Source organism: Amphritea pacifica, from assembly GCF_016924145.1.
Classification (GTDB): Bacteria; Pseudomonadota; Gammaproteobacteria; order Pseudomonadales; family Balneatricaceae; genus Amphritea; species Amphritea pacifica.
The window spans coordinates 1-25,521 of the sequence record NZ_JAFFZO010000015.1 but is presented as its reverse complement, the minus strand read 5'-3'; the positions used below and the strand labels follow the sequence as shown (position 1 = coordinate 25,521).

Below are 25,521 nucleotides of genomic sequence, written 5' to 3'. Positions count from 1 at the left end.
TTTATCAGTTTGCCGGGGTATTGCAGAGCGAAGCCGAACTGAGCAGTACAAAACCGAGGCGAAACTCACCGCGATCAGAATACTGATACGGGGCGCTGATATAGCGCTGCTCAGCATCGCTGACAACAATCCCCAGGGCATCAAGATAGTGTGCCAGACCGGCCGGCATAGCATCCTGGCGAGTGGCTTTCCAGGCGATCAGACATTGCCCCCCGGCGGCGTGCTGATCCGCGATAAAAAACTCAGTTTTCGGACTCAACAGCCGCGCACCCTCAAAATAGAGGCCGATATTAGCAGCCGTCAGATTACTATCACCAATAACCGTACCGCCACTAAACCCCTCCTGCTCTAACTGCCCGGCAAGGGCCGCTGAAGGATATTGCATCCGGTTAGCATTGTTTTTCACATAGGGGGCCAGCCAGAACTGGCTGAATCTAAGGACCATCACGATTAGCGCAAAAAAAATAATCACCGAACGCAGCAACCTCTCACGCCGGAAAGACAACCCCACCACTTCAGCTCTGCTGAGCAGATACAACGGAAAGATAATCAACAGCGGCTGAAACCAGCGGCTCTGAAACTGAGTAATCCCAAACAACAGAATCAACACCAGACACACCGATAACGCCATCATCAGAAAGCGGCCCGCAAGCTGCCGGTGAATATTCAGATCGCTGCCCGGTAACGGCCGGTATAGTGAAGGACTCAACAGCGTCAGCACCAGCCATACCAGAATCAGGAACTCAGCGATATTCTTCCCCAGGCTGGACACTCCGCTGATGACCCCGGAAAGATAGCCGCCCCCATTGCCCTCCCCCACCTGGTTGCTGATGAACCCCCTGATCTCATCCAGATGCTCCATTGCCCACAACAGATGGGGCAAAAACAGCAGCAGTGCAATAACCGCAGCAACCACGATGCGCCAATCCATAATCAGACGGCGATACTCCCGTATCGACAACGCTGCCAGCAGCAAACTCAGGGCAAACAGCCCAAAACTGTACTTAGCCAGCATCCCGCTGGCCAGCAATACACCCAGTGATACATAGGCTAAGAGGGAACGCTTCTGATAGATACGGATAGCGGTATAGAAGGTAGCAGCCGCTATCGCCGTCGCCAGCACTGTATGGGTCAGGTCTCTGACCGATTCCCAGGCGATACTGGGAATCAGCAACAACGAAAAAGCCGCCAGCAATGCGATACGCTGATTCCCGATAAGCTTGCCCGCCGTCAGCCAGCTAAACAGATAGATACAAAAAAGTAGCAGCGATTTCAGCAGCGCCAGCGCCAGCACCCCATTGCCAAACAGCTGGAAGAAAATCCACTGTAACCAGCTATACAGGGGAGGCTGTGTGTTATAGCCCGGCTCTAGCTGCTGACCGAGAATCAGTTGCTCAGCTTCATCCAGCTCCAGCGTCCCCCCCATCGCCAGACGAATCAGCAGATGCACCAGGATATAACCGCTCAGCAGATATATAAAAAGGCGGGGGGATGACGTCGCATTATCAGAGAGGGGCACGGGCTGTCCTTATTCCGAAATGATAGGGGAAACTATGTTATCACTGAGACAGGAGAATCCGAATACCACTGTCGCTGGTAATCACGTTCAAAGCCCCCATACGCCCCATGGCAGACCGCCCGGAGCGGTACAACCGATGCGCTTCCCACGTTGCACTGTCTCGGCAATAGTTTCCCGCATAGCCCCTGAGCTTTCACTCAGCGAAAACCGCGGAGGGCATCACAGTTCAGGGTCGACCCGATTGCGGTCAGAAGTGTTGATACGATACCAGCCAGCGATACTATAACGGTCAGCTCTGGCCGGTAACACCTCATGGGGGAACTCCTCGCTCAGGAATACAACCAACGTGCCAAACTCTGGCTGCACAGTAAGCAGAGGGACGCCGCTTTTTTCCGGATAGATAAGCAACTCACCACCATCATTATCTGTCCAGTCCGGATTGAGATAAGTCACCACCGTCAGCACCCGGTTCTGCTGCCCCCTGAAGGCATCGAGGTGGACTTTATAAAAATCACCCTCGCGGTAATGAGCGTAATGACTCTCAAAGGAAAACAACCCCAGAAACAAGCGTCGGTTCAGCGCCTGCTTCAGGCCATCCGTCCATAACAGCCATTCCTGCCCGGCAGGCGTCGAGTTATCGATCCAGCAGATCTCATCACGTCGGATCGTTTCTACATTCTGATAATCTGCCTGACGACCAATCCCGGCCCGGCTGAAACGATCATCAGGCAGGGTTCTGACCTCCCGGGCCAGCGCCATCCCCAGCTTTTCAGGCAACGCCTGGCGGATAACACAATAACCCTGCTGATAAATCTCATGAGCGATGCGGTCAAATAACTCGCTGGATGACATCGGCGTGCTTCCCATTCGTCACACTACTTAGAAAAGCGCATTTGACAGAAAAACAATGTAACCGGCAATCTATTTCTGCATTCGCTATGAACTAAATAACAAAAACAGAAAGGGGCCGCTATTGCGGCCCCTGTTTATGCGGATGATTCAGTGTCAGCTGCGCCGATCAGCAGGACTTCCGCGGCGCTCGCTACGTCCAAATGTGGGTGCAACATCGGTACTGCGGACATAACCCACAACACAGCGTTCAGGGTCGATCACTTCACTCAACACCTCGCGCCACTTATCTGAGTTTAAAACCACATGTGAAGAGTCACTGAACTCTAACCAGCCATTCTCAACCATCGCTTTAACCTTGCGGCGAACGGTTTCGTAAGGGATTCCGGTAGCGATACTGATTGAATGATTGTTGCAGGAGAAACCTGCCACATCCTGACGGTCCTGCGCATCTTCGCGCTGACGCAGCGCCCAGAGCGATATTACATTAAAAATGATGGCCGACTTGATATCACCATCAAACACCCGGTAACAGCGAATCAGAAAATCGGTTGAAAAAGAAACAAAGCCCAGCTTCTGAGCCAGTTCATCGGCATCATAACTGGCACGCAGGCTAGTTGGCATACCCCCTCCAAAAATAGATTTTTTAGCGTCTTCAGAGCCAGCCCTGTGAGCAGTATCCTTATCCATTGTCCCCCCCTTGTTATAATTTTATGTAAAGTCCGTTTTACTTATGCATTTCACCCATTCAGCGGCTTAATCAAACAGATCTCTCATTTTGAGTATAAAACAGAACATATACTATTCCGCCCCTGTCCGACAACAAAAACCCTGTAATAAATAGGAAATTTAACCTTTGAAACTGTTTTGTCATACTTTTCTAAGAAACTATATCGGCTAAATAAAAGAAAGGTTTAAAACAATGAAGACAAATTCAATTGAGCATCAGATCGGGCAACTGATGCGGGATGGCCACAGCGCCGAACAGATCATCCATCTTATCGACCTGCCTGCCGAACAGGCAATGTCGCTCTACGCAGACTATATTGAACAGCGTAAACAGCAACAGCTGAGAGCCTCTAACCAGCACAACCAGGCGACCTACGCCATGAGCCTGCGTGCCTGAGAGTCGTTTTTGCTCTGCATCATTTTTTAACGATTCAGCTTCGATTAAGACCTTTTGAGGTATTTACAGTAAGTAGCCATATGCATACACTGCGATGACTAAAAATTCCGGGGCCGGTGATACGGCAGCGATAAACGGATACTAAAAAGGTGAGATGAGATGAAAAAAACGATGATTCTGGCAGTCACTGCCATGCTGATGACCCCTGTAGCTGCTATGGCTGAACGCGATGGTGCCACTCTGTATAACACTAAGTGTATGGCCTGCCATATGACTGGCGCAGCAGGCGCACCAATATTTGGTAATGCTGAACAGTGGGCCCCTCGCGCAGCAAAAGGTATCGATGCTTTGCTGGTCAGTGCAACGAATGGCCTGAATGCGATGCCACCCAAAGGCACCTGCATGGATTGCACTGAAAGCGAACTGAAAGGTGCTATCCAGTACATGCTGGATAACTCTAAATAATAGAATTCAGATTAAAAAAACCCGGATTTTCCGGGTTTTTTATTGTCTGAAGAACGTCTGTTCTACCACCGCTTCAGAACACTTCCTGAGGTTCTAACGGGCCGAACTCCTTATCATCCGCCCCCTGCGCTTTAAGTTTTTTCAGCGCTTCAGGGTCATCCCCTTTCTGAATAATAATTTCTACCCGACGGTTCATACTCCGGTTTTCTGCGGTATTGTTTGGTGCCAGAGGCTTAGTATCGGCATAGCCGATAATGGTAAAGCGGGACTGATCAATACGCGGATCGGCAAACAGCTCATGGCCAACCGCCAGAGCCCGGGCGGTAGACAGTCCCCAGTTAGACTCATACTGCCCGCCAGACACGGGAATATTATCGGTATGCCCCTCGATAGCCACTTTACCTCCGACATTCAGCAAAACATCGCGGATCTTGGCGATTACCGGTATATAAGCAAACTTTAACTCAGCAGAACCGGAATCAAACGAGCCTTTCTCCTTAACACGAATGACAATCTTGCGGCCATCGGTATCGACCTCGACACTTCCCTGACCTATCTCCTGCCGCAAAGCCGCTGCAAACTCAACCGCCTCTTTCTTCGCTGCGGCCTCTGCCTGAGCCTCCATCTGCTGCAGCATCTGTTGCAACTTGTCCGCCGTTTCCCCTTCCAGTTTATCACTGATATCAGACTCCCCCTCCCGGGTTCTGACGTCCAGGGTCTGCAGGTCATTATTGAGAGTCATCTGCCTGACTTCATTGAGGGGCGTAGGCTCCGGCCGGCCGGGGCTGAACTCCTGTGCGATAATGCTGGTTCCCTTGGGAATATCCTGAACCTTAATCTGATTTTGCACCCCAAACGCTTCACGCATCGACCCCGCCAGCTGCTTAAACTTCAGTACATCCATCTCCGAAAAAGACAGCAGCAGTACGAAAAAGCACATCAGCAACGACATCAGGTCAGCGAAGGTTGCCAGCCATCCGGGAAGACCTGCGGGACAGGGGGGACACTCGAGCTCTTCATCACTCATCTTCGTATGCCCCTTTAAGCCTCTTCAGCAGCTGCTGCACGTTTCGATTCAGGCAGGTAGTTGCGTAACATCTGTTCAATCACCCGGGGGTTCTGGCCCGCCTGGATGGCTAGCAAACCATCGATAATAAGCGCCTGATTGAGACTTTCCTCCTCTTTGCGGATAGAGAGTTTATCGGCAATGGGCAGGGCGATCATGGTTGCCACCATGGCACCATACAGAGTGGTCAGCAGCGCGACGGCCATCGCCGGCCCGATCGATTTTGGATCAGACATATTTGACAGCATCTGCACCAGACCCACCAGTGTTCCGATCATCCCCATCGCCGGAGCCACATCTCCCATTGCCTGGAAAATGGTGATACTGGTCTGATGGCGATCCGTTGTCAGCTTCATCTCTTTATTCAGCAGTGTTTTGACAACCTCTGGGTCATGACCATCCACCAGCAGCTGGATACCCCGCTGCATAAAATCACTACTGACCTCTTTATCTTCAAGGGAGAGCAGCCCCCCTTTTCGGGCAGCATCAGCCAGGTCCACCGTTTCAGTGATAATCTCTTCCGGACTGACCGATTTAAACAGAAATGCTTTGGCGGCGACTTTACCGACGCTGAGAAACTGCCCCAGCGTAAATTTCATCAACACCACCAGCAGCATACCGCCGATAACGATCAGCATTGACGGTACGTTGACAAACACACCGGGATCACCACCGAGCACCATTGCGGCGATAACAATGCCTAATGAACCAATCAATCCAACAAGTGTTGCTAAATCCACACAAATCCCCTTCGTGTCTCTGACTGCTTCAGCTCTCTGAACGGTCTGAACAGTCATACGTTATCGCCCGCATAGCGGTGAAACTTTAACGTGATGATACCAAAATTTTGACCGGGTTCCCCCTATATCCCTCTGTTTAGAGTACAATTTATGGGTCTGATTGACCCTGACCGGCCTGTCCGGTAATTTGTCGCCTTTTAAACGGTTCCAACACCGACGGTATGCTCTATGTGCGCAAAGAAAAAAACACCTGATTTTGAAACCTCTCTGTCACAACTGGAAACCATGGTTAACCAGTTGGAACAGGGCGAACTGTCTCTGGAACAATCACTGCAGACCTTCGAACAAGGAGTCCGCTTAACCCGTGAATGCCAGTCTATTCTCGCCGATGCCGAACAAAAAGTGCAGATGCTGATTGAGCAGAATGGGGAGTTAAAAGAGGTTCCCTTTGACCTCCCTGAGGAGTGATCTGATGGACGCTAAGCCGCTGTTTCAGCAATATCAGCACCGGGTCGAACAACAGCTAAAGACGGTTCTCAGCCATGCCTGTGATGCCGACCGGGTTCGCCAGGCGATGCATTACTCCCTTCTCAATGGCGGCAAGCGGGTCCGCCCCGTGCTTGTCTATATGGCCAACCAATTGCTGGGGGGGGCGCTCGAGCAAGCGGATGCTGCGGCCTGCGCTATTGAATGTATTCACAGTTATTCGCTGGTGCATGATGATCTTCCGGCAATGGATGACGATGAGCTGCGCCGGGGCAAACCTACCTGCCACATCGCCTTTGACGAGGCCACTGCAATTCTCGCGGGTGATGGTCTGCAGGCGCTGGCCTTTGAGCTACTGGCGGCAGACACAACCCTGCCGACAGAAGTCAGCCTGAAGATGGTCGGCATACTGGCTCGTAACAGTGGTTACCGGGGCATGGTGGGGGGACAATCTATCGATCTCTGCAATGAAGGCCAGCAAATTACGGTGGAACAACTTGAACTGATGCATCAGCATAAAACCGGCGCCCTGATCAGCGCCAGTGTTGAGCTGGGGGCCCTGTCGAGCAACCGTGCGAGCGCCACCGATCTGCAGGCGCTGAACGCTTACTCCCGTGCTATCGGTCTGGCCTTTCAGGTAAAAGACGATATTCTTGATATTGAGAGTAATACTGAAACCCTGGGTAAACCACAGGGCTCCGACCTGTTACTGGAGAAGTCCACCTACCCGGCGCTGCTGGGAATGGCGGGCGCAAAGCAAAAGCTGGCTCAGCTGAATGAACAGGCCCATGCCAGTATCGACTATTTTAAAGATGCAGCTGCGCCGCTTCACTGGCTGGCTGACTACATTGTTGAGCGCCAGTATTGATGACTATGTTGTATTCCATCCCGGAGTCCCGGCCGCAAACACCGCTGTTGGATCAGATCAGTATTCCGGCGGATCTGCGACAGCTAACGGTAGAGCAACTGCCCCAGCTGGCTGAACAGTTGCGCGCATTTCTGCTCTACACGGTTGGCCAGACCGGTGGACATTTTGGTGCCGGTCTTGGTGTGATCGAACTGACCATCGCCCTGCACTATCTGCTCAGGACACCGGATGATCATCTGATCTGGGATGTAGGCCATCAGAGTTATCCTCATAAGATTCTCACCGGTCGCCGTGAAGCGTTGTTGAGCATCCGTCAAAAGGGTGGACTGGCGCCGTTTCCTCGTATCAGCGAAAGTCAGTACGATGATTTTGGTACCGGACACTCGAGTACCTCGATCAGTGCCGCCCTGGGTATGGCACTGGCGGACCGCTTACAGGGACTGAAACATAAAACCGTCGCGGTTATCGGTGATGGTGCGATGACAGCAGGGATGGCATTTGAGGCGCTGAATCATGCCGCGCATACTCATGCCAACCTGCTGGTGATTCTGAACGATAACGATATGTCGATCTCCCGCAACGAGGGCGGACTGGCCACCTATCTGGCGAGAAACCTCAAAGATAAGATGGGGGCCACCACAGCGGCACTGTTTGAAGCCCTGGACTTTCATTATAACGGTCCGGTAGATGGCCACGACTTCAATCAGTTATTGCCGGCCCTGCAACGGTCGCTGAACAGCAAAGGGCCACAGTTTCTTCATATTACCACCCTCAAAGGTAAAGGCTTTGCTCCGGCTGAGAAAGATCCGGTAGGTTATCACGCGATCACAAAAATAGAGCCGATCAGCCAGCCGCCTACCCCACCAAAATCACGGCAACCCAGCTATGCCAACATGTTTGGCCGCTGGATCTGCAACCTGGCGGAGCACGATCCCCGAACGGTGGCGATCACCCCCGCGATGTGTGAAGGCTCTGATCTGGTACAGTTTTCGCGACGTTTCAGCGAACGTTTCTTTGATGTCGCTATTGCGGAGCAGCATGCGGTCACCCTGGCGGCCGGTATGGCCTGCCGCCAGATGAAACCGGTGGTTGCTATCTATTCCACCTTTTTACAGCGCGGTTATGACCAGCTGATTCACGATGTCGCTATCCAGAATATGGATATTCTGTTCGCGCTCGACCGGGCCGGTCTGGTGGGTGAGGATGGCGCGACCCATTCGGGCTGCTTTGATATCAGCTATCTGCGCTGCCTTCCCGGACTGATGATCATGACCCCTGCAGACGAGCAGGAACTGTGCAACCTGTTACAAACCGGTTATGAATATCAGGGGCCTGCAGCCGTACGCTACCCCCGCGGAACGGGTCCCGGCGTTGCGGTCACAACGCCACAGATCATCCCTCCCGGCCAGGCCAGAGTGATACGGCAGGGTGAGCGGGCCGCACTGTTAAACTTCGGCCCGCTTCTCAATGAAGCCAGGGTGGCCGCTGAGCAACTGAATCTGACTCTGGTGGATATGCGATTTGTTAAACCCCTCGATCACGCGCTGATCGATCAGTTGGTCACAAATCATCCGTTACTGGTGACCCTTGAGGACCATTCAATCAAAGGTGGCGCAGGGTCTGAGGTTAGCGAGTACCTGCATACACAGCAATACCATAACGATTTACTGAGTCTGGGCATTCCTGATCGCTGGATTGAACATGCGACCCGGGCAGAACAACTGGCGGAGTGCGGGCTGGACAGCCAGGGGATTATCCAGTCGATCCAGCGCCGCCTGTAATATTCAGTTATAAAAAAACCGGCCTGGAAGCCGGTTTTTTTGAAGTTCATTCCTCTTCATCATCCTGAAAATGATGTTCACTCATCAGGTGACCGAGCTTGCCCATCTTGGTCGCAAGATACTGTTCATTGTGACGATTTTTGCCCACCTGCAGAGGCACCCGGGCGGCAACGTTGAGACCATACTGTTCCAGCGCCTTAACCTTACGCGGGTTATTCGTCATCAGGTTGACGCTGGTCACACCAAGGTGCTCAAGCATCACCTTGCACATACTGTAATCTCGCATATCTGCAGCAAAGCCCAGTTTCTCATTGGCCTCAACTGTGTCCGCCCCACCATCCTGCAGATGATAGGCCCGGATCTTGTTCAGCAGGCCGATACCCCGACCCTCCTGACGCAGATACAGCAGTACTCCGCAGCCCTCTTCACTGATCCGTTTCAGCGCTTCCTGCAGCTGGAAACCGCAGTCGCAACGTAGCGAGAACAGCGCGTCACCGGTGAGACATTCAGAGTGGATGCGCGCCAGTACCGGTGTATCCGAGTTCAGGTCTCCATAGGTCAGCGCCACATGCTCTTTTCCGGATGCCAGGTCTTCAAACCCAACCATGGTAAAGACCCCCCATGGGGTCGGCAACTTGGATGATGCGGCGTACTTTACGGACACTAAGGGATTCCTTCGAAAAATAAGGCGGTTATTCTAGCAGTGATAGCGCCTTTCACATACCCCTGAAATGGGGGCATTATCAGAATATTAAAGGTTGCGCGGCATTAATTTTGTGCCGGCAGCTCAAGATCCGCACGGCGGGGCAACATAACCATCACCTTCAGACCACCTAACTGTGCGGATGAATCGAGTATTATCTGCCCCTGATACTGACGCACAATCTCATTGATTATGCTCATCCCCAGGCCATGACCACTGGTTGACTCATCAAGCCGCTCACCGCGGTTCATCAACCGTTCCCGGGCCTCTTCAGGAACCCCCGGGCCATCATCCTCAATAGTCAGTTCCAGACAGTGCTCATCCATATGCGCTTTGATACAGATCTGACTCTGCGCCCATTTACTGGCGTTATCCAGCAGATTGCCCAGCAACTCCACCAGATCATCCCGCTCACCGGGAAAATAACTTTTAGCGCTGATATCCAGATTAAACACCAGCGCCTTCTCCCGGTAGATCGCTTTGAGGGTGCGGATCAGCTTTTCAAGCTCTTCACCTACATAGATCCGCTGCCCCGGCAGGGCGGCTCCGGCAATCCGGGCCCGGGTCAGTTCCCGGTCGATCATCTGCCGCAGCCGCTGAGACTGTTCCTTAATCCCCTGCCCCTGAGATACGCCCTGCTCAAGCAGGGTATCAATATGACGATCGATCACAGTGAGTGGGGTTTTTGCGGCATGAGCCAGGTTACCTACCGCATTGCGGGAGCGCTGCAAGCGCAGCTCCATATTCTGCACCAGATAGTTAATCTCAGTCACCAGCGGTTCAATTTCACGGGTGTTAGTTGGCGACAGCTGGCGAATATCCCCCGCTTTCAACCGGGAGATATCCTGTTTCACCTCGGTTAGTGAGCTGAGTCCCCGGCGGATAATAAAGATCTGCAGTGCCAGCAGAATGATCAGACCAATCACTCCCAGTCCAGCCAGCAACCAGCCCAGCTGAGTCAGTGATTTATCAATGCGACTGATATCCTCAGCCAGAACGACCTGGATCTCACGCCCCTGTTTCATGAAGGTTTTTGAGTACACCAGCGTCGGCTTATCATCCTGCTGAATCAGGCGGATATTCTCCTGACCTATGTCCTGCCCGGCAGCAGCAGGTATCTGTCCATCCCACAGGGAGCGGGAGAAAAACCACTTACCATCCACCGCGACCTGGTAATAGTGCCCCGACATCGGCTGCTGATACACTGAAGAGGTGTTGTCGACATTGATACGCCAGCCAGAACCGATATCCATCTCAACCGCCCGCAGCACAGTGTAGGCATCGCTGGTAAGGCGGGCGGCGACAAAGTCATACGCCATCTGTCGCAGAAACCAGCTTTGCCCCACCCAGAACAGGCTGAACAGAATCAGCGTGATGACAATAAAATTAACATTGAGTCTGGACTGAATCGACCTCAACGGCTGGCTCCGAATACATAACCCTGACCCCGCTTGGTGGCGATCATCTCGTGGCCAATTTTTTTCCGCAGCATCTTGATATACGCTTCTACCACATTACTGTCGTTCTCAGCACAATCATCGTACATATGTTCCACCAGCTGCAGCTTCGACAGCACCCGTCCTGGGTTGTGCATCATATAGCGCAGCAGGCGGTATTCGGTTCCGGTCAGGGCAATTTCTGTGCCCTCACGGATCACCGATTGGGTATTCTCGTCCAGGGTCAGCCCTGAGGTTTGCAACTGTGAAGTGATCTGTTGGTTCGCCCGCCGCAACAGCGCTGTCATCCGCGCCAACAGCTCCTCGGTGTGAAATGGTTTAGGCAGATAATCATCCGCCCCCGCATCAAAACCATCAACCCGCTCCTGCCAGGCGCTACGGGCGGTCAGCACCAGAACCGGGATATTATTCTTCTGTGCCCGCCAGTGACGTAACACATCCAGGCCCGACCGGTCAGGCAGCCCCAGATCCAGCACCACCAGGTCATAGATATCCTCCCTGCCGAGCGTTTCACCATCAATACCATTGACCGCCAGATCCACCGCATAGCCATGTTTCGCCAGTGAAGCCTTCAGTTCAGGCCCCAGAGCCGCATCATCTTCCACTAGCAGAATACGCATCTGTTCCGATCTCCCTATTTTTTATTCTGTAGCACTACCGGATCAACCACATCGCCGTTGCGGGCGTCGACATAGAGCATGGACACCATGCCATCGGGGGCGGCTATCTCCATCTCATAAATATAGAGCTGTTGTTTCTGCAACAGATGGGTATCAATGATTTTGCCTTCCGACAGCGTACTGACCAACCGCATCAGATCGCTCATTGAGAGAATCTCACCCGCCTGCACCAACACCCGGCAGGCTTCAGCATCCAGGATTTTCACCCCAACCCACTCACTGTGCGCTACCGGTGACGCCAGAAGGAGCAAAAATGCTATTTTTATCATCATTGCTTTCATTATTACGCCTCTGCTCTGTGCAACAACCTCTGTTTGTCAGCGGTAGCCGCCATCTCAAAAACAGTTTCGCTTGTATAAATATACCCGTAACACACCGGAATAGTTATCCCAGACTGTCAAACAAGAATATCAGCGATCTGTGAAATCAAGCTGAAAGCACGGAGATAGAGCAGAAGAGTGGTGAATCTGACGGTGGTGCAGAATAAACGTTAGACCAACCGGGTTAATAGCTGCAGACAGATCAGTGCCATCAGCCCCGCCAGCACATCATCAAGCATAATACCCAATCCGCCGGCGACCTTTTTATCTGCCCAACTGATCGGCCAGGGTTTAATAATATCGAACAGCCTGAACAGAACAAACCCGATAGCAATCCAGAGCCACCCAGGCGGTGCTGCAAGCATCGTGATCCAGTAGCCTACAAATTCGTCCCAGACTATCCCTCCATGATCATGCACCCCCATATCTTTCGAGGTTTGACCACAGAGGTAGATCCCCACCAGAAAGGTGACCAGCAAAAACGCCACATACCAGACCAGGGAGAGAGGCTGAATCAGCAAAAACAGGGGGATAGCGGCCAGCGTTCCCGCCGTACCCGGCGCCCAGGGTGAAGCACCACTGCCGAGTCCGAACGCCAGAAAGTGGATCGGATTCCGCCACACCGATGCAGGCGCCTGATTCATCGGAAATTACCTGTTTCAGAAAAATGATTATAGCCCTGAGGCGTCACAGGCAGGATCTGACCATCCTCCGCCAGAACGATTCCACGCGTCTCGGAGATCTGTCCAATACAGGTTACAGCAACGTTGTGATCACGCAGCGCCCAGGCCAGTTTTGGCTCAACCAGTGCCGGCGCAGTAAAGCAGAGTTCAAAATCCTCTCCACCACTCAGCGCCCACTGCCGCGACTGTGCTTCCCCCACCCAGTGACGCAGCTCATGAGAGATGGGCAGTTCACCCGGGTTGAGCATTGCCCCCACCTGGCTGGCTTCAAGAATATGATTCAGGTCTGCCAGCAGACCATCCGAAATATCGATCGCCGCCGTGGCAAAGGGGGCAATCAGCAACGCCGTATCCAGCCGGGGCTCGGGACAGAAAAAACGGTGCTGCAGGTAGGGCACCTGTTCACCATGGATATTGTTAAGCAGGGTCTCCAGCCCGCCACGGGAGTCTCCCAACGTACCGGTGACAAAGATCCGGTCGCCGGGACTGGCACCACTGCGCAGCAAGGCTTTGCCTGCCGGCGTCCATCCGTGCACCTGTACACTCAGGGTAAGGGGTCCACGGGTGGTATCTCCCCCTACCAGTTGCACACCATATTGACGCGCCAGCTCGGCCAGACGGGTACTGAAGGCCTTCAGCCAGACCGGATCGGTATCAGGCAACGTCAGTGCCAGGGTGAAAAAAGCCGGGCTGGCCGCCATCGCGGCCAGATCACTTAGGGCAGCGCCCAGCAGCCGTGAAGCCACTCTGTCTCCGGAAGTGCCAGACGGAAAGTGAACCCCCTCGACCATGGTGTCGATAGAGACCACCAGATCCTGGTGAGCGGGCGGCGTGATTACCGCACAGTCATCCCCCACTGAGAGCTGCACAGACCCGGAAAGATCGCCACCGATATCGGCGAAATAGTCCCGGATCAGCTCAAATTCGCCGGTCATCACAGCGGCTTATTTACCACGATTAGCGTTTATCTCGGTCATACGTACCCGGGCAGCCAGTTTGTCGAGTATGCCATTCACATACTTATGACTCTCGGTCGCACCGAAGATTTTTGCCAGATCAACGCTTTCATTAATCACCACTTTATAGGGCACGACAATGCGATTGATCAGTTCAAAACTACCGATGCGCAGCACCGCCCGCTCGATCGGGTCGAGATCATCCAGCGCCCGGTCCAGGAAGGGCTCATAAGCACGATCCAGTTCCGCGACATTGGCAGGTACGCCATGCAACAGCTCATCGAAGAGACTCAGATCGGTACCTGACATATCGTTATCCATACGGAACTGCAGTTCAATATCAGCCACCGCATTACCGGACATCTCCCACTGATAGAGCGCCTGCAGGGCAAAACTGCGGGCCGACCGGCGCATCTCGGTGAGAGAGGGTTTTTTCTGCTTTTTAGGTGCAGGAGTGTCGCTCATCTTAAACCTCAAGCTGACGCAGCAGACTAACCATTTCCAGCGCAGACAGTGCAGCTTCTGCACCTTTATTACCTGCTTTAGTGCCGGAACGCTCAATCGCCTGCTCAATAGAATTAACTGTCAGAATACCGTTAGCCACCGGGATACCGTACTCCAGAGACACCTGAGCCACACCTTTAGAGCTCTCACCAGAGACGTATTCGAAGTGCGGAGTACCGCCACGAATAACGGCGCCCAGCGCAATAATGGCATCATCTTTTTTCTGTGCGGCGATCTTCTGCACTGCTAGCGGGATTTCAAACGCACCGGGAACCCGCACCACGCGGATCTTCTCTGCGGCGATACCATGGCGTTTCAGGGTATCAATCGCACCTTCCAGCAGGCTTTCCACAACAAAGCTGTTAAAACGCCCCACAACGATTGCGTACTGACCATTTCCGCTGAGGAAATCACCTTCAATATACTGAACTGACATATTCTTTACTCTTCGCATGCAATGTAATCGACAATCTCCAGATCAAAACCGGAGATTGCATTAAATTTCATAGGTGAACTCAGCACCCGCATCTTACCTACACCCAGATCCCGCAGAATCTGAGAGCCGGTGCCTACCGTCAGATAGGAACCTGAAGCACTGATATTGTGCTGCCGGATCTTTTTCTCAGTGTTGAGCATCTGATTCAGGGCGTCACCCAGATCGACACGCACACCGGTATCCAGCAGCAACACCACGCCTTTACCCTCATCAGACACTTTCCTCAAAGCCCGACGCATGGTCCACTTCAGCTCTTCCCCCTGTGCGGCACCAACAACATCCCGCAGCACCTCTGTACGCAGATGTACCCGTACCGGAGTTGGCTCTTCAGGGGTGATATCCCCCAGCGTCAGCGCCATATGGGTACACCCCTGAATCTCATCCAGATAGGTGACGAAGTTGAAATCACCAAACTCGGTTGGCAACACCCCTTCACTTTCGCGCATCACCGTGTGTTCGTTGGTGGTGCGGTAATGGATCAGATCGGCAATGGTACCGATCTTGAGGTTATGCTTCTGGGCAAACTCTTCCAGATCAGGACGGCGCGCCATAGTGCCATCCTCATTCATTATTTCGACAATCGCCGCTGCCGGCGTCATCCCCGCCAGGCGGGCCAGATCACAACCCGCTTCCGTATGACCTGCACGACTCAGCACACCACCGGGCTGTGCCATCAACGGGAAGATATGACCCGGCTGAACAATATCTTCTGGCTTGGCATCTGCACGGACCGCGGTGCGAACGGTGTGGGCACGGTCTGCAGCAGAGATACCGGTAGTCACACCTTCAGCGGCTTCGATCGACAGGGTAAAGTTAGTAGAAAACTGTGCACCGTTACTCTGCACCATCAACGGCAGCTTCAACTGCTGGCAACGGTCACGGGTCAGCGTCAGACAGATCAGTCCACGGGCATGGGTGGCCATAAAATTGATATCATCGGCACGCACCATCTCCGCTGCGATCACCAGGTCGCCTTCATTTTCCCGGTCTTCGTCATCCATCAGGATAACCATTTTGCCCTGACGGATATCTTCGATCAGTTCCTGGGGGGTATTCAGTTCCATTAACCTAAAGCCTCTGTGGCCGCTCTAGCGGCGGTTCAGGAAACCCGCCTGAGCGAGGGTAGCCATACTCACCCCACCGGCGGTTTCCGTTAAATTAGTATCGCTGTCATCGGTATAGTTGATCAGTCGCTCCATATAGCGGGCAATAATATCAACTTCCAGATGCACCTTCCGACCAGACTGATAGCTGGCTATTATAGTTTCCTGCGCCGTATGAGGCACAATATTCAGCTCAAAAATATGTCCCTCTACCGCGTTCGCCGTAAGACTGACGCCATCTACGGTAATCGAGCCTTTGGCTGCTATATAGCGGGCAATCGTTTTCGGTGCGCTGATTTTATAGCGGATTGAGCGGGCATCGGCTTCAATCGATACCACTTCGCCCAGCCCGTCCACATGGCCGGTGACGATATGACCACCAAACCGGGTCGTCGGTTGCATCGCTTTTTCCAGATTCACCCGTTCACCCGGAGAAAGATCAGGAAACCGGGTGTGCACCAGGGTTTCTCTGGAAACATCAGCCCAGAAGCCATCTCCCGGCAGCGCCACGGCGGTCAGGCAGACCCCGTTGACGGCAATACTGTCCCCCAGTTTCACATCCGACAGGTCCAGATCACCGGTGCGGATATACAAACGCAGATCGCCCTGCACCTCTTCGGCCGCGGCGATCACACCCACTGCTTCAATTATTCCGGTAAACATCGTTATCTCTCCAGCCCGGGGACCAGCGTCAGGCGCAGATCATTCCCAAGCATCCGGCTGTCGACAAGAGTCAGTTTTTTCTGCTGACTCATTTTATCCAGCGGCAGCTGAAACATTGGCAGGGCACTGCTGCCCAGCAGTTTCATCGCCTGATAGAGTACCAGCTCATCCATCAGCCCCGCCTCAACAAAGGCCCCCGCAAGGGTAGCACCGGCTTCCACCAGTACTTCGTTGCACTCTCTGCGCGCCAGCTCCTGCAGTAACTGATGCAGATCGATACGGCCTTGCTCTCCCGGCAGTATGAGCCACTCGGCCGAGTCGATATCGGCGATAAAAGCGGGGGCATCAACACAACTGACAATCAGGGTGCGCCCCGGCAGACCGAACATCTTAGCCTGTTCAGGCATCCGACCGTTACTATCCAGCACCACCCGTAAAGGTTGACGCTCCGCCACTTCAGCCGCATTATCCAGCCCCAGCTCTGCGGCACGAATATTGAGCGACGCATCATCACTGATCACTGAACTGACACCACTGATCACCGCTGAACTGCGCGCCCGCAAGCGTTGCACATCCTGCCGGGCCAGTGGGCCGGTGATCCATTGACTCTCGCCGGATGCCATCGCCGTACGACCATCCAGACTGGCAGCCATTTTAAGCCGGACAAATGGCATTTTCGTTGCCATCCGTTGAATAAACCCCGGATTCAGTGCCCGACACTGGCTCTCCATCAGACCCACACGAACCGATATGCCAGCTTGTTGCAGTTTAGCGATGCCATTACCCGACACCCGCGGGTTAGGGTCAACCATACCCACAACCACTTCTGCCACGCCTGCCGCGATCAGCGCATCGGCACAGGGCGGGGTTTTACCAAAATGACTGCAGGGTTCCAGAGTAACATAGGCGGTACACCCCTGCGCCTGTTCACCCGCACTGCGCAGGGCGTTAACCTCTGCATGTCCCTCGCCCGCTTTACGATGATAGCCTTCAGCGACCGGTTGGCCATCCTTAACCAGCACACAGCCTACCCGCGGGTTGGGCCCGGTAGTATAGAGCCCCTGCCAGGCGATCTGTATCGCCCGGGACATAAAGGTGTGATCTGCAATACTCCAGTCTGTCATCGCGGTTACTCGGCCTTCAGCACATCCTCTTTCTGTTCGGACAGCCGGTCAATCTCCTCTTTAAACTCGTTGATATCCTGAAAGCTGCGATACACCGAAGCAAACCGCACATAGGCAACCTGGTCAAGCTTACGCAGCTGACTCATCACCTCTTCGCCAACACTGCGGGAGGGTAGCTCACGCTCACCCGTGGCCCGCAGGTGTTGTTTGATCCGGCTGATACAGGCTTCGATATCTTCAACGCTGACCGGGCGTTTTTCCACAGCACGCTGAATACCGGCACGGAGTTTATCTTCATCGAAGGGTTGACGGGTGCCATCCGCTTTAATCAGGCGGGGCATCAGAAGCTCAGCAGCTTCGTAGGTGGTAAACCGCTCATGACAGGAGATACATTCGCGCCGGCGACGCACCTGCTGTCCCTCTGCCACCAGGCGTGAATCAACCACCTTGGTTTCATGGGCATTACAGAACGGACAGTACATATATCATCCTCAAAGAGCGTTTAATCGCTTATATAAGCACGCATTCATCACAGATTTCAAAGCGCTTATATAAACAACCGGGGCGCCCAAGGCGCCCCGATAGAGAAACAGGTTTAAAACCGTTTCTATTGTAACGGTTTACTTATAAACCGGGAAGCGTGCGCAGATATCCAGAACCTTCTGTTTCACTGTGTTGATCACATCTTCATTATCGATGTTATCCAGTACGTCACAGATCCAGTTGGTCAGTTGTTCCGCTTCGGCTTCACCAAAACCACGACGGGTAATGGCCGGCGTACCGATACGCAGTCCAGAGGTCACGAAGGGTGAACGGGGATCATTCGGTACAGAGTTTTTGTTGACGGTGATGTTGGCGCGCCCCAGAGCGGCATCGGCATCTTTACCGGTATACTCTTTACCGATCAGGTCAACCAGGAACAGATGATCATCGGTACCATCAGAAACGATCTTGATACCACGTGATTTGAATACACTGGCCATCGCCTGAGCATTTTTAACAACCTGAGCCTGATAGGCTTTCCAGTCATCCTGCATCGCTTCTTTAAAGCAAACGGCTTTAGCAGCAATAATATGCATCAGCGGGCCGCCCTGAGACTCTGGGAATACGGCAAAATTCAGTTTCTTCTGCAGTTCCTCATCGGCATTTGCCGACAGGATCAGACCACCACGTGGACCACCCAGCGTTTTATGAGTGGTGGTGGTCACAACATCAGCAAAAGGCAGTGGCGTCGGGTAAACACCGGCAGCAACCAGGCCGGCAACATGTGCCATATCAACAAACAGGTATGCACCCACTTTATCCGCAATATCACGGAAACGCTGCCAGTCAACCACGCGAGAGTATGCAGAAAAGCCTGCTACGATCATTTTTGGCTTATGTTCCAGCGCCAGACGCTCAACTTCGTCATAATCGATTTCGCCAGTCTCGGCATTCAAACCGTACTGAACCGCATTGTAGATGCGACCGGAGAAGCTGACAGCAGCACCGTGAGTCAGGTGACCACCGTGAGCCAGACTCATCCCCAGAACCGTATCACCCGGCTGACACAGCGCCATATAAACCGCTGCGTTTGCCTGAGAACCGGAATGCGGCTGAACGTTTGCGTAGGTCGCATCAAACAACTCTTTGGCACGATCAATCGCCAGTTGCTCAACCACATCAACGTGCTCGCAACCACCGTAGTAGCGCTTACCCGGGTAACCTTCCGCGTATTTATTGGTCAGCTCAGAGCCCTGAGCTTCCATCACCCGTGGGCTGGTATAGTTTTCAGAAGCGATCAGCTCGATATGCTCTTCCTGACGCCTGGCCTCAGCCTGCATCGCAGCATACAGATCCGGATCAAAACCAGCGATAGTCATCTCTTTGCTAAACATTAGCGGTCCCCAAGGTTGAGATTTACACAGGCCCCGCCATCGCGCTTGAAACAGCAACGATATTCCGGGCCTTGGAAAAGCCGCGTATTATAGTCGAATTTATATACAAAACGCACTTGAAAGTAAGTCAGTTCACAGAGAATTTCGCTCATAAAGAGAATAAACCCGGCAGCTTTTCGCCGCCGGGTACTGAGATATACCGAATAACGGTTACTCAATAGCGATCGAAACAGAGGCGGGTTGTTGTTCCTGAACCTTAGGCAGCGTCAGACTCAACACTCCATTCTCGAAACTGGCTTTAATCCCCGCCGGGTCGACATCTGCACCGACGCTGAGGGAACGGACAAACCTGCCATAGCGACGCTCCTGACGAATCAGTTTGCCATCTTTTTCCTCTGTGTTCTCACGGGTGCTTTCAGCACTGACGGAGAGCACACCGTTCTCCAGGCTGACGCTGATATCCTCTTTTTTGATGCCCGGCAGATCAACTCTGACCAGATACTGCCCTTCGCCATCATGGACATCTATTGCCGGCACTTTATCACCACCATCCTCACGGCGAACCGGACGGAAGAAATCATTGAAGAATGTATCGTCAAACAGGCTATTAAAACGTGTCAGATTACTCATTTTGCTCACCTCCCGAGAAGTTGCAGTTCGTGGTCGCACGCCTTAATGTTGCGGTTAGCACCCCCGGCATCAGCCCCATAAATGTCGCCGATAAACACGCAGCTACTAACGGCACTCTAAGTTTAGAAATGAGACTGAGCGTTCTCCAGTGCTTTTTTTGACGCATATCAAATAGCAATAAACTCTCTGTACCGCTAAGATATGCGCAGTTCAGAGATAACAGTTAACAGGTTGTGTAATGGCTCAGTACGTTTACAGCATGAATCGGGTCGGTAAAGTTGTGCCACCCAAACGTGAAATATTAAAAGATATATCCTTGTCATTTTTCCCCGGTGCCAAGATTGGTGTTCTGGGCCTGAACGGTTCAGGTAAATCATCCCTGCTGAGAATCATGGCAGGCGTGGACCAGGAGTATATTGGCGAGGCTCGTCCGATGCCTGGTATTAATGTGGGCTATCTGCCGCAGGAACCACAGCTGGATGACAGCAAAACAGTCCGCGAAGTGGTTGAAGAAGCGGTGGCGGATGTCAAAGAGGCGCTGAACGGTCTGGAAGCTGTCTATGCAGCCTACGCCGAACCGGATGCTGATTTTGATGAACTGGCCAAACAGCAGGCCCGCTATGAAGACCTGATCGCCGCCAAAGATGGCCATAACCTGGATATCATGCTGGAACGTGCCGCCGATGCGATGCGCCTGCCGCCCTGGGACGCAGAGGTTAAGAACCTGTCCGGTGGTGAACGTCGCCGGGTTGCCCTCTGCCGCCTGTTGCTTGATAAGCCGGACATGTTGCTGCTGGACGAGCCAACCAACCACCTGGACGCTGAATCGATCGCCTGGATCGAGCGTTTCCTGCAGGAATATCCTGGCACCGTTGTGGCGATCACCCACGACCGCTATTTCCTCGATAATGCCGCTGGCTGGATTCTCGAGCTCGACCGGGGCCGCGGTATCCCCTACGAAGGTAACTACTCCAGCTGGCTGGAGCAGAAAGAGAAGCGCCTGGAGATGGAGTCCAAGCAGGAAGCGGCTCACCATAAAGCGGTAAATGCCGAGCTGGAGTGGGTACGTCAGGGTCAGAAAGGCCGTCAGGCGAAATCCAAAGCCCGTCTGCGCCAGTTTGAAGAGATGAACTCCCGGGAGTTCCAGACCCGCAATGAAACTTCAGAGATCTATATTCCACCGGGCCCCCGCCTCGGTGAAAAGGTGATCGTACTGAATAACGTTACCAAGTCCTTCGGCGACAAAGTACTGTTTGAAGATCTGTCACTGAGCATTCCTCAGGGTGCCATTGTCGGCATTATCGGTGGTAACGGTGCTGGTAAATCAACCCTGTTCAAAATGATCACCGGAACAGAACAGCCTGATTCCGGTACGATTGAGATCGGCGAAACGGTGAAACTGGCGTACGTCGACCAGAGCCGCGATCTGGCGGGGGAAAAAACTGTCTGGGAAGAGATCTCTGACGGTCAGGACAACATCGTGGTCGGTAACTACACCACCTCTTCACGGGCATACTGTGGACGCTTCAACTTCAAGGGAGCTGATCAGCAGAAGTTTGTTAAAGACCTGTCCGGCGGGGAACGTAACCGTCTGCATATGGCCAAGCTGCTGAAAGAGGGTGGCAATGTACTGTTACTCGATGAGCCGACCAACGATCTTGACGTGGAAACCCTGCGGGCACTGGAGGAAGCGCTGCTGGCCTTCCCAGGCTGCGCGGTGGTAATCTCCCACGACCGCTGGTTCCTGGACCGAGTATGTACCCATATGCTGGCCTATGAGGGCGATTCAAAGGTGGAGTTCTTTGAAGGTAACTACACCGAATACGCTGAAGACTATAAGCGGCGCTACGGCAAGGATCACCAGCCAGAACGAATCAAATACAAGCGAATGGCTAAGTAACGCTATATCCTGCCCATCACTCCAAAAAACCGGCTTCGCGCCGGTTTTTTATATTCCTCAGTCTGAGCAGCGGCAAAAGATACTCTTGGGGAAAATTACACTAGAATAAACATTAGTCTGACAGACAGAACCGGAGAATCGAATGACAGAAGAGCGGCGCCGTTTCCAGCGAATCACCTTTGATGCTGATTGTGAGGTCCACACCGAGGAATGCAGCTGGCCGGTGGAGCTGATCGATATCTCTTTCCAGGGTGCGCTGACCTCAGTCATTCTGACACCCTTGTTGAATATCGGTGATACAGCCGAACTGATTATCCGTCTCTCCAATGACATCACTATCCGCATGCCGGTAATCCTGCGGCATCAGTTGGGGGAGTATCTGGGCTTTGAAGCGCAGAACATGGATATTGACAGTATCTCCCATCTGCGCCGGCTGGTCGAACTCAACCTGGGCGATGAAGCGCTGCTCGAAAGGGAGCTGAAACACCTGACCAATACCTGATCCAGCGGAACGATGATTACAACGCGTCCAGTGCTTCGGATAACTGACTGACGCCGACCACAGTCATCCCCTGCGGGGCCTGCTTTGGGGCATTGGCCCTCGGCACAATTGCCCGGCGAAAGCCATGCTTAGCCGCTTCCTTAATCCGCTCCTGGCCGTTCGGTACCGGACGAATCTCTCCCGACAGCCCCACCTCACCAAACACAATCAGATCCTGCGGCAGCGCCCGGTCCCGGAAACTGGACACCACCGAGAGCAACAGCGCCAGATCAGCACTGGTTTCCAGCACTTTCACCCCACCCACCACGTTCACAAACACATCCTGATCACCGGTCTGTAGTCCACCATGACGGTGCAGCACGGCCAGCAACATTGCCAGGCGGTTATGATCCAGCCCCACCGCGACCCGGCGTGGATTGTTCATATGGCTCTGGTCCACCAGCGCCTGAATCTCCACCAGCAGCGGCCGGGTGCCCTCCCAGACCACCATAACCAGACTGCCGGGACTGGGCTTTTCTCCTCGATTTAGAAATATCGAACTGGGGTTCTTAACCTCTTTCAGGCCCTGTTCCAGCATGGCAAACACCCCCAGTTCATTCACCGCACCGAAACGGTTTTTATGACTGCGCAAAGTGCGAAAACGGCCATCACTGTCCCCCTCCAGCTGCAGCGAACAGTCAATCATATGCTCCAGCACTTTGGGGCCGGCCAGCGAGCCATCTTTAGTCACATGGCCTACCAGAAACAGCACAGTGCCCGTCTGTTTAGCAAAGCGGGTCAGATACGCTGCAGCTTCCCTCACCTGGGAGACGCTGCCGGGCGCTGACTGAACATCATCCACATGCATCACCTGAATCGAGTCCACCACCAGCACTTTAGGCTTCAGTTGCTCAGCGATGGTGCCGATCTGCTCAACGCTGGTTTCCGACAACATCTTCAGATTGGTGGTGATCAACCCGAGCCGCTGAGCCCGCAAGGCAACCTGCTGCAGTGACTCCTCACCGGTGACGTACAGTGCCGGCATCTGCTGCGCCAGATGGCACATAGTCTGCAGTAGCAGCGTACTTTTGCCGGCCCCCGGATGCCCGCCAATCAGAATCGCCGACCCGGGCACCAGCCCGCCCCCCAGCACCCGGTCCAGCTCGCCGGAACCTGAGGCAAAGCGCGGCATATCCGCCAGATTCACCTCCGACAGATCCTGCACTCTCGCCATACTGCCTGCACCGGCATAACCTTCAAACCGGGCTCCACGCTGACTGCTTTGTTTAGCGCTGCTGAGCCGCACTTCGGTGAGGGTATTCCAGGCATGACAAGCGCCGCACTGCCCCTGCCATTTGCTGTAATCTGCACCGCAGTCATTACAGACGTACGCACTCTTTGCCTTGGCCATCAATCTCTCCTGCGAATAGATCTGAGCATTCTAGCGGAACCCTCTGTCACCTTGAACCAAAGAGGCCTTTATTTATTCAGCTGAAGGACTACAATCATGCGCTACGTAACGAAAAAAAAAACCAACACAGACGTATCACATTGCTTATGAGGAGCTTCAGATGAAACTGGAAACAATTGCCATACACGGTGGTTACAGCCCGGAAGAGACGACCAAAGCGGTCGCTGTACCCATTTATCAAACCTCCTCCTACGCGTTTGATAACGCGCAGCATGGCGCTGATCTGTTTGATCTGAAAGTCCCAGGCAATATCTACACCCGTATCATGAACCCAACCACCGATGTACTGGAACAGCGCGTCGCGGCAATGGAGGGCGGTGTAGCAGCGCTGGCGGTAGCTTCCGGTATGGCGGCGATCACTTACGCCATTCAGACCATCGCCGAAGCTGGCGACAACATCATCGCTACCAGCGAACTGTATGGCGGCACCTACAATCTGTTTGCCCACACCTTTCCACGTCAGGGCATTGAGGTACGTTTTGCCAATAAAGATGACTTTGCCGCGATGGAAGCACAGATCGATGACCGCACCCGGGCGATCTATTGTGAATCGATTGGCAACCCTTCCGGTGGCATTGCCGACATTGAAACCATGGCTGAGCTGGCCCATAAACACGGTCTGCCACTGATCGTTGACAGCACCGTTGCCAGCCCGGCTCTGTGGCGCCCGATTGAGCATGGCGCCGATATCGTTGTTCAGGCGGCCACCAAGTATATAGGCGGTCACGGTAACTCTATCGGCGGTGTGATCATCGATTCCGGTAAGTTCCCCTGGGCAGATCACGCTGACCGCTTCCCGCTGCTGAACACCCCGGACGTTTCATACCACGGCGTGGTTTACACGGACGCCTTTGGTCCGGCGGCGTTTATCGGCCGCTGTCGGGTCGTGCCGCTGAGAAATACCGGTGCTGCTCTGTCACCGATGAACGCTTTCCTGCTGCTGCAGGGGATCGAAACCTTGTCTCTGCGTATGGAGCGGGTGTGCGAAAATACTCAGAAAGTAGCGGAATATCTTGCCGCACACGATCAGGTTAGCTGGGTTAACTATGCAGGCCTGGAAAGCCACAAAGATTACCCTCTGGCACAGAAGTATATGAAAGGTCAGGCTTCCGGCATCCTCAGCTTCGGCATCAAAGGTGGACGCGAAGGCACCCGTAAATTCTATGATGCGCTGAACATCTTTACCCGTTTAGTAAATATCGGCGACTGTAAGTCTCTGGCATCGATTCCTGCAGAAACCACTCACCGTCAGTTGAATGATGAAGAGCTGAAGTCTGCGGGTGTGACCGACGATATGGTGCGTCTGTCAGTCGGCATTGAGCATATCGATGACTTGCTGGCCGATCTGGAGCAGGCGCTACAGGCCGCAAAATAAGCTGAGCGACCGGAACAACTATAAAAAAGCCTCGCATTTGCGAGGCTTCAGGTTACTGATAAACCCCAGTATTTTTGCTGGGGTTTTGTTTTTCTAAGGCTATTCCAGCGACGTTAGCAAAAACGAGGTAAAAGATTTATGGGACGCTTTGACTCGGCTTAGAGCCTTTCAGGCTCCCTTTGTAGCAAGTATCTCGAT

General features: G+C 53.4%; 28 protein-coding genes. 8 read left to right on the top strand and 20 right to left on the bottom strand.

Translation table 11 applies throughout. The features are described 5' to 3' along the window. Positions 1 to 4 precede the first annotated feature (4 nt). The 3 genes from JW499_RS10115 to JW499_RS10105 form a co-directional block, all read right to left on the bottom strand. Entirely contained in the window at positions 5 to 1,519 is a 1,515-nt protein-coding gene (locus JW499_RS10115) for a glycosyltransferase family 39 protein (RefSeq protein ID WP_205210482.1), read from the bottom strand. A 219-nt stretch (positions 1,520 to 1,738) separates the two neighbouring features. Next, positions 1,739 to 2,386, bottom strand: coding sequence for a 2OG-Fe(II) oxygenase (locus JW499_RS10110; RefSeq protein WP_232846331.1), 648 nt, complete (start codon positions 2,384 to 2,386; stop codon positions 1,739 to 1,741). Positions 2,387 to 2,524: 138 nt separating this feature from the next. Beyond that, entirely contained in the window at positions 2,525 to 2,992 is a 468-nt protein-coding gene (locus JW499_RS10105) for a hypothetical protein (RefSeq protein ID WP_139203136.1), read from the bottom strand. Between the two features lie 298 nt (positions 2,993 to 3,290). On the opposite strand from JW499_RS10105, the gene JW499_RS10100 reads away from it, so the two are divergent. Together JW499_RS10100 and JW499_RS10095 are read left to right on the top strand one after the other, a co-directional pair. Then, the gene (locus tag JW499_RS10100; protein WP_091354998.1) at positions 3,291 to 3,494 is read left to right on the top strand and encodes a hypothetical protein; all 204 of its coding nucleotides are present in this window, start codon (positions 3,291 to 3,293) and stop codon (positions 3,492 to 3,494) included. 159 nt (positions 3,495 to 3,653) lie between these two features. Then, positions 3,654 to 3,959 (top strand): c-type cytochrome, encoded by a 306-nt coding sequence (locus JW499_RS10095; protein ID WP_205210481.1) that lies wholly within the window; start codon positions 3,654 to 3,656, stop codon positions 3,957 to 3,959. A 73-nt stretch (positions 3,960 to 4,032) separates the two neighbouring features. Here the strand turns inward: JW499_RS10095 and JW499_RS10090 are convergent, their stop codons facing one another. Continuing rightward, the gene (locus JW499_RS10090; RefSeq protein ID WP_205210480.1) at positions 4,033 to 4,986 is read right to left on the bottom strand and encodes a flagellar motor protein MotB; all 954 of its coding nucleotides are present in this window, start codon (positions 4,984 to 4,986) and stop codon (positions 4,033 to 4,035) included. A gap of 14 nt (positions 4,987 to 5,000) precedes the next feature. Next, positions 5,001 to 5,765 carry a flagellar motor protein PomA gene (gene pomA, locus JW499_RS10085; protein WP_205210479.1) on the bottom strand — a complete coding sequence of 255 codons (765 nt, stop codon included), beginning with the start codon at positions 5,763 to 5,765 and terminating at the stop codon, positions 5,001 to 5,003. A gap of 228 nt (positions 5,766 to 5,993) precedes the next feature. Here pomA and JW499_RS10080 point away from each other — a divergent pair, with 228 nt between their 5' ends. Genes JW499_RS10080 through dxs form a run of 3 tightly spaced genes read left to right on the top strand, consistent with a single transcriptional unit; the run spans position 5,994 to position 8,900 of the window. After that, on the top strand, positions 5,994 to 6,233 hold the full coding sequence (locus JW499_RS10080; protein WP_091354988.1) for an exodeoxyribonuclease VII small subunit: 240 nt from the start codon (positions 5,994 to 5,996) through the stop codon (positions 6,231 to 6,233). Between the two features lie 4 nt (positions 6,234 to 6,237). Beyond that, positions 6,238 to 7,119, top strand: coding sequence for a polyprenyl synthetase family protein (locus JW499_RS10075; protein ID WP_205210478.1), 882 nt, complete (start codon positions 6,238 to 6,240; stop codon positions 7,117 to 7,119). Between the two features lie 5 nt (positions 7,120 to 7,124). Then, the gene (gene dxs / locus JW499_RS10070; RefSeq protein WP_205210477.1) at positions 7,125 to 8,900 is read left to right on the top strand and encodes a 1-deoxy-D-xylulose-5-phosphate synthase; all 1,776 of its coding nucleotides are present in this window, start codon (positions 7,125 to 7,127) and stop codon (positions 8,898 to 8,900) included. Positions 8,901 to 8,946: 46 nt separating this feature from the next. On the opposite strand, the gene ribA is transcribed toward dxs, so the two are convergent. The 14 genes from ribA to JW499_RS10000 form a co-directional block, all read right to left on the bottom strand. Then, entirely contained in the window at positions 8,947 to 9,564 is a 618-nt protein-coding gene (gene ribA, locus JW499_RS10065; protein WP_205210476.1) for a GTP cyclohydrolase II, read from the bottom strand. A 104-nt stretch (positions 9,565 to 9,668) separates the two neighbouring features. After that, positions 9,669 to 11,021 carry an ATP-binding protein gene (locus tag JW499_RS10060; RefSeq protein WP_232846330.1) on the bottom strand — a complete coding sequence of 451 codons (1,353 nt, stop codon included), beginning with the start codon at positions 11,019 to 11,021 and terminating at the stop codon, positions 9,669 to 9,671. After that, positions 11,018 to 11,680 carry a response regulator transcription factor gene (locus tag JW499_RS10055; RefSeq protein WP_205210475.1) on the bottom strand — a complete coding sequence of 221 codons (663 nt, stop codon included), beginning with the start codon at positions 11,678 to 11,680 and terminating at the stop codon, positions 11,018 to 11,020. The genes JW499_RS10060 and JW499_RS10055 overlap by 4 nt, the downstream gene beginning before the upstream one ends. A gap of 14 nt (positions 11,681 to 11,694) precedes the next feature. Next, positions 11,695 to 12,021 (bottom strand): PepSY domain-containing protein, encoded by a 327-nt coding sequence (locus JW499_RS10050; protein ID WP_205210474.1) that lies wholly within the window; start codon positions 12,019 to 12,021, stop codon positions 11,695 to 11,697. Between the two features lie 209 nt (positions 12,022 to 12,230). After that, on the bottom strand, positions 12,231 to 12,704 hold the full coding sequence (locus JW499_RS10045; protein WP_205210473.1) for a phosphatidylglycerophosphatase A family protein: 474 nt from the start codon (positions 12,702 to 12,704) through the stop codon (positions 12,231 to 12,233). Next, positions 12,701 to 13,678, bottom strand: a complete 978-nt coding sequence (gene thiL, locus JW499_RS10040; RefSeq protein WP_205210472.1) for a thiamine-phosphate kinase — start codon at positions 13,676 to 13,678, stop codon at positions 12,701 to 12,703. Before thiL ends, JW499_RS10045 begins: the two co-directional genes overlap by 4 nt. Positions 13,679 to 13,687: 9 nt before the next feature. Beyond that, positions 13,688 to 14,164 (bottom strand): transcription antitermination factor NusB, encoded by a 477-nt coding sequence (gene nusB, locus JW499_RS10035; protein WP_205210471.1) that lies wholly within the window; start codon positions 14,162 to 14,164, stop codon positions 13,688 to 13,690. Position 14,165: 1 nt separating this feature from the next. Further along, entirely contained in the window at positions 14,166 to 14,639 is a 474-nt protein-coding gene (ribH, locus tag JW499_RS10030; RefSeq protein ID WP_091354969.1) for a 6,7-dimethyl-8-ribityllumazine synthase, read from the bottom strand. A 5-nt stretch (positions 14,640 to 14,644) separates the two neighbouring features. Continuing rightward, positions 14,645 to 15,763, bottom strand: coding sequence for a bifunctional 3,4-dihydroxy-2-butanone-4-phosphate synthase/GTP cyclohydrolase II (gene ribBA / locus JW499_RS10025; RefSeq protein ID WP_205210470.1), 1,119 nt, complete (start codon positions 15,761 to 15,763; stop codon positions 14,645 to 14,647). Between the two features lie 24 nt (positions 15,764 to 15,787). Further along, positions 15,788 to 16,465: a riboflavin synthase gene (locus JW499_RS10020; protein WP_205210469.1), complete on the bottom strand. Its 678-nt coding sequence runs from the start codon at positions 16,463 to 16,465 to the stop codon at positions 15,788 to 15,790. A 2-nt stretch (positions 16,466 to 16,467) separates the two neighbouring features. Then, entirely contained in the window at positions 16,468 to 17,589 is a 1,122-nt protein-coding gene (ribD, locus tag JW499_RS10015; protein WP_205210468.1) for a bifunctional diaminohydroxyphosphoribosylaminopyrimidine deaminase/5-amino-6-(5-phosphoribosylamino)uracil reductase RibD, read from the bottom strand. 5 nt (positions 17,590 to 17,594) lie between these two features. After that, positions 17,595 to 18,071: a transcriptional regulator NrdR gene (gene nrdR / locus JW499_RS10010; protein WP_091354959.1), complete on the bottom strand. Its 477-nt coding sequence runs from the start codon at positions 18,069 to 18,071 to the stop codon at positions 17,595 to 17,597. A gap of 138 nt (positions 18,072 to 18,209) precedes the next feature. Beyond that, positions 18,210 to 19,466 (bottom strand): serine hydroxymethyltransferase, encoded by a 1,257-nt coding sequence (glyA, locus tag JW499_RS10005; RefSeq protein WP_091354957.1) that lies wholly within the window; start codon positions 19,464 to 19,466, stop codon positions 18,210 to 18,212. A gap of 210 nt (positions 19,467 to 19,676) precedes the next feature. After that, positions 19,677 to 20,096: an Hsp20/alpha crystallin family protein gene (locus tag JW499_RS10000; protein ID WP_205210467.1), complete on the bottom strand. Its 420-nt coding sequence runs from the start codon at positions 20,094 to 20,096 to the stop codon at positions 19,677 to 19,679. Between the two features lie 238 nt (positions 20,097 to 20,334). Here JW499_RS10000 and ettA point away from each other — a divergent pair, with 238 nt between their 5' ends. Together ettA and JW499_RS09990 are read left to right on the top strand one after the other, a co-directional pair. Further along, positions 20,335 to 21,996 carry an energy-dependent translational throttle protein EttA gene (gene ettA, locus JW499_RS09995; RefSeq protein ID WP_205210466.1) on the top strand — a complete coding sequence of 554 codons (1,662 nt, stop codon included), beginning with the start codon at positions 20,335 to 20,337 and terminating at the stop codon, positions 21,994 to 21,996. Between the two features lie 142 nt (positions 21,997 to 22,138). Beyond that, on the top strand, positions 22,139 to 22,498 hold the full coding sequence (locus JW499_RS09990; RefSeq protein ID WP_205210465.1) for a PilZ domain-containing protein: 360 nt from the start codon (positions 22,139 to 22,141) through the stop codon (positions 22,496 to 22,498). 16 nt (positions 22,499 to 22,514) lie between these two features. Here JW499_RS09990 and radA read toward each other — a convergent pair whose 3' ends face one another. Beyond that, on the bottom strand, positions 22,515 to 23,888 hold the full coding sequence (gene radA / locus JW499_RS09985; protein WP_205210464.1) for a DNA repair protein RadA: 1,374 nt from the start codon (positions 23,886 to 23,888) through the stop codon (positions 22,515 to 22,517). Positions 23,889 to 24,048: 160 nt separating this feature from the next. On the opposite strand from radA, the gene JW499_RS09980 reads away from it, so the two are divergent. Next, positions 24,049 to 25,323: an O-acetylhomoserine aminocarboxypropyltransferase/cysteine synthase family protein gene (locus JW499_RS09980; protein ID WP_205210463.1), complete on the top strand. Its 1,275-nt coding sequence runs from the start codon at positions 24,049 to 24,051 to the stop codon at positions 25,321 to 25,323. The last annotated feature ends 198 nt before the right edge of the window (positions 25,324 to 25,521 follow it).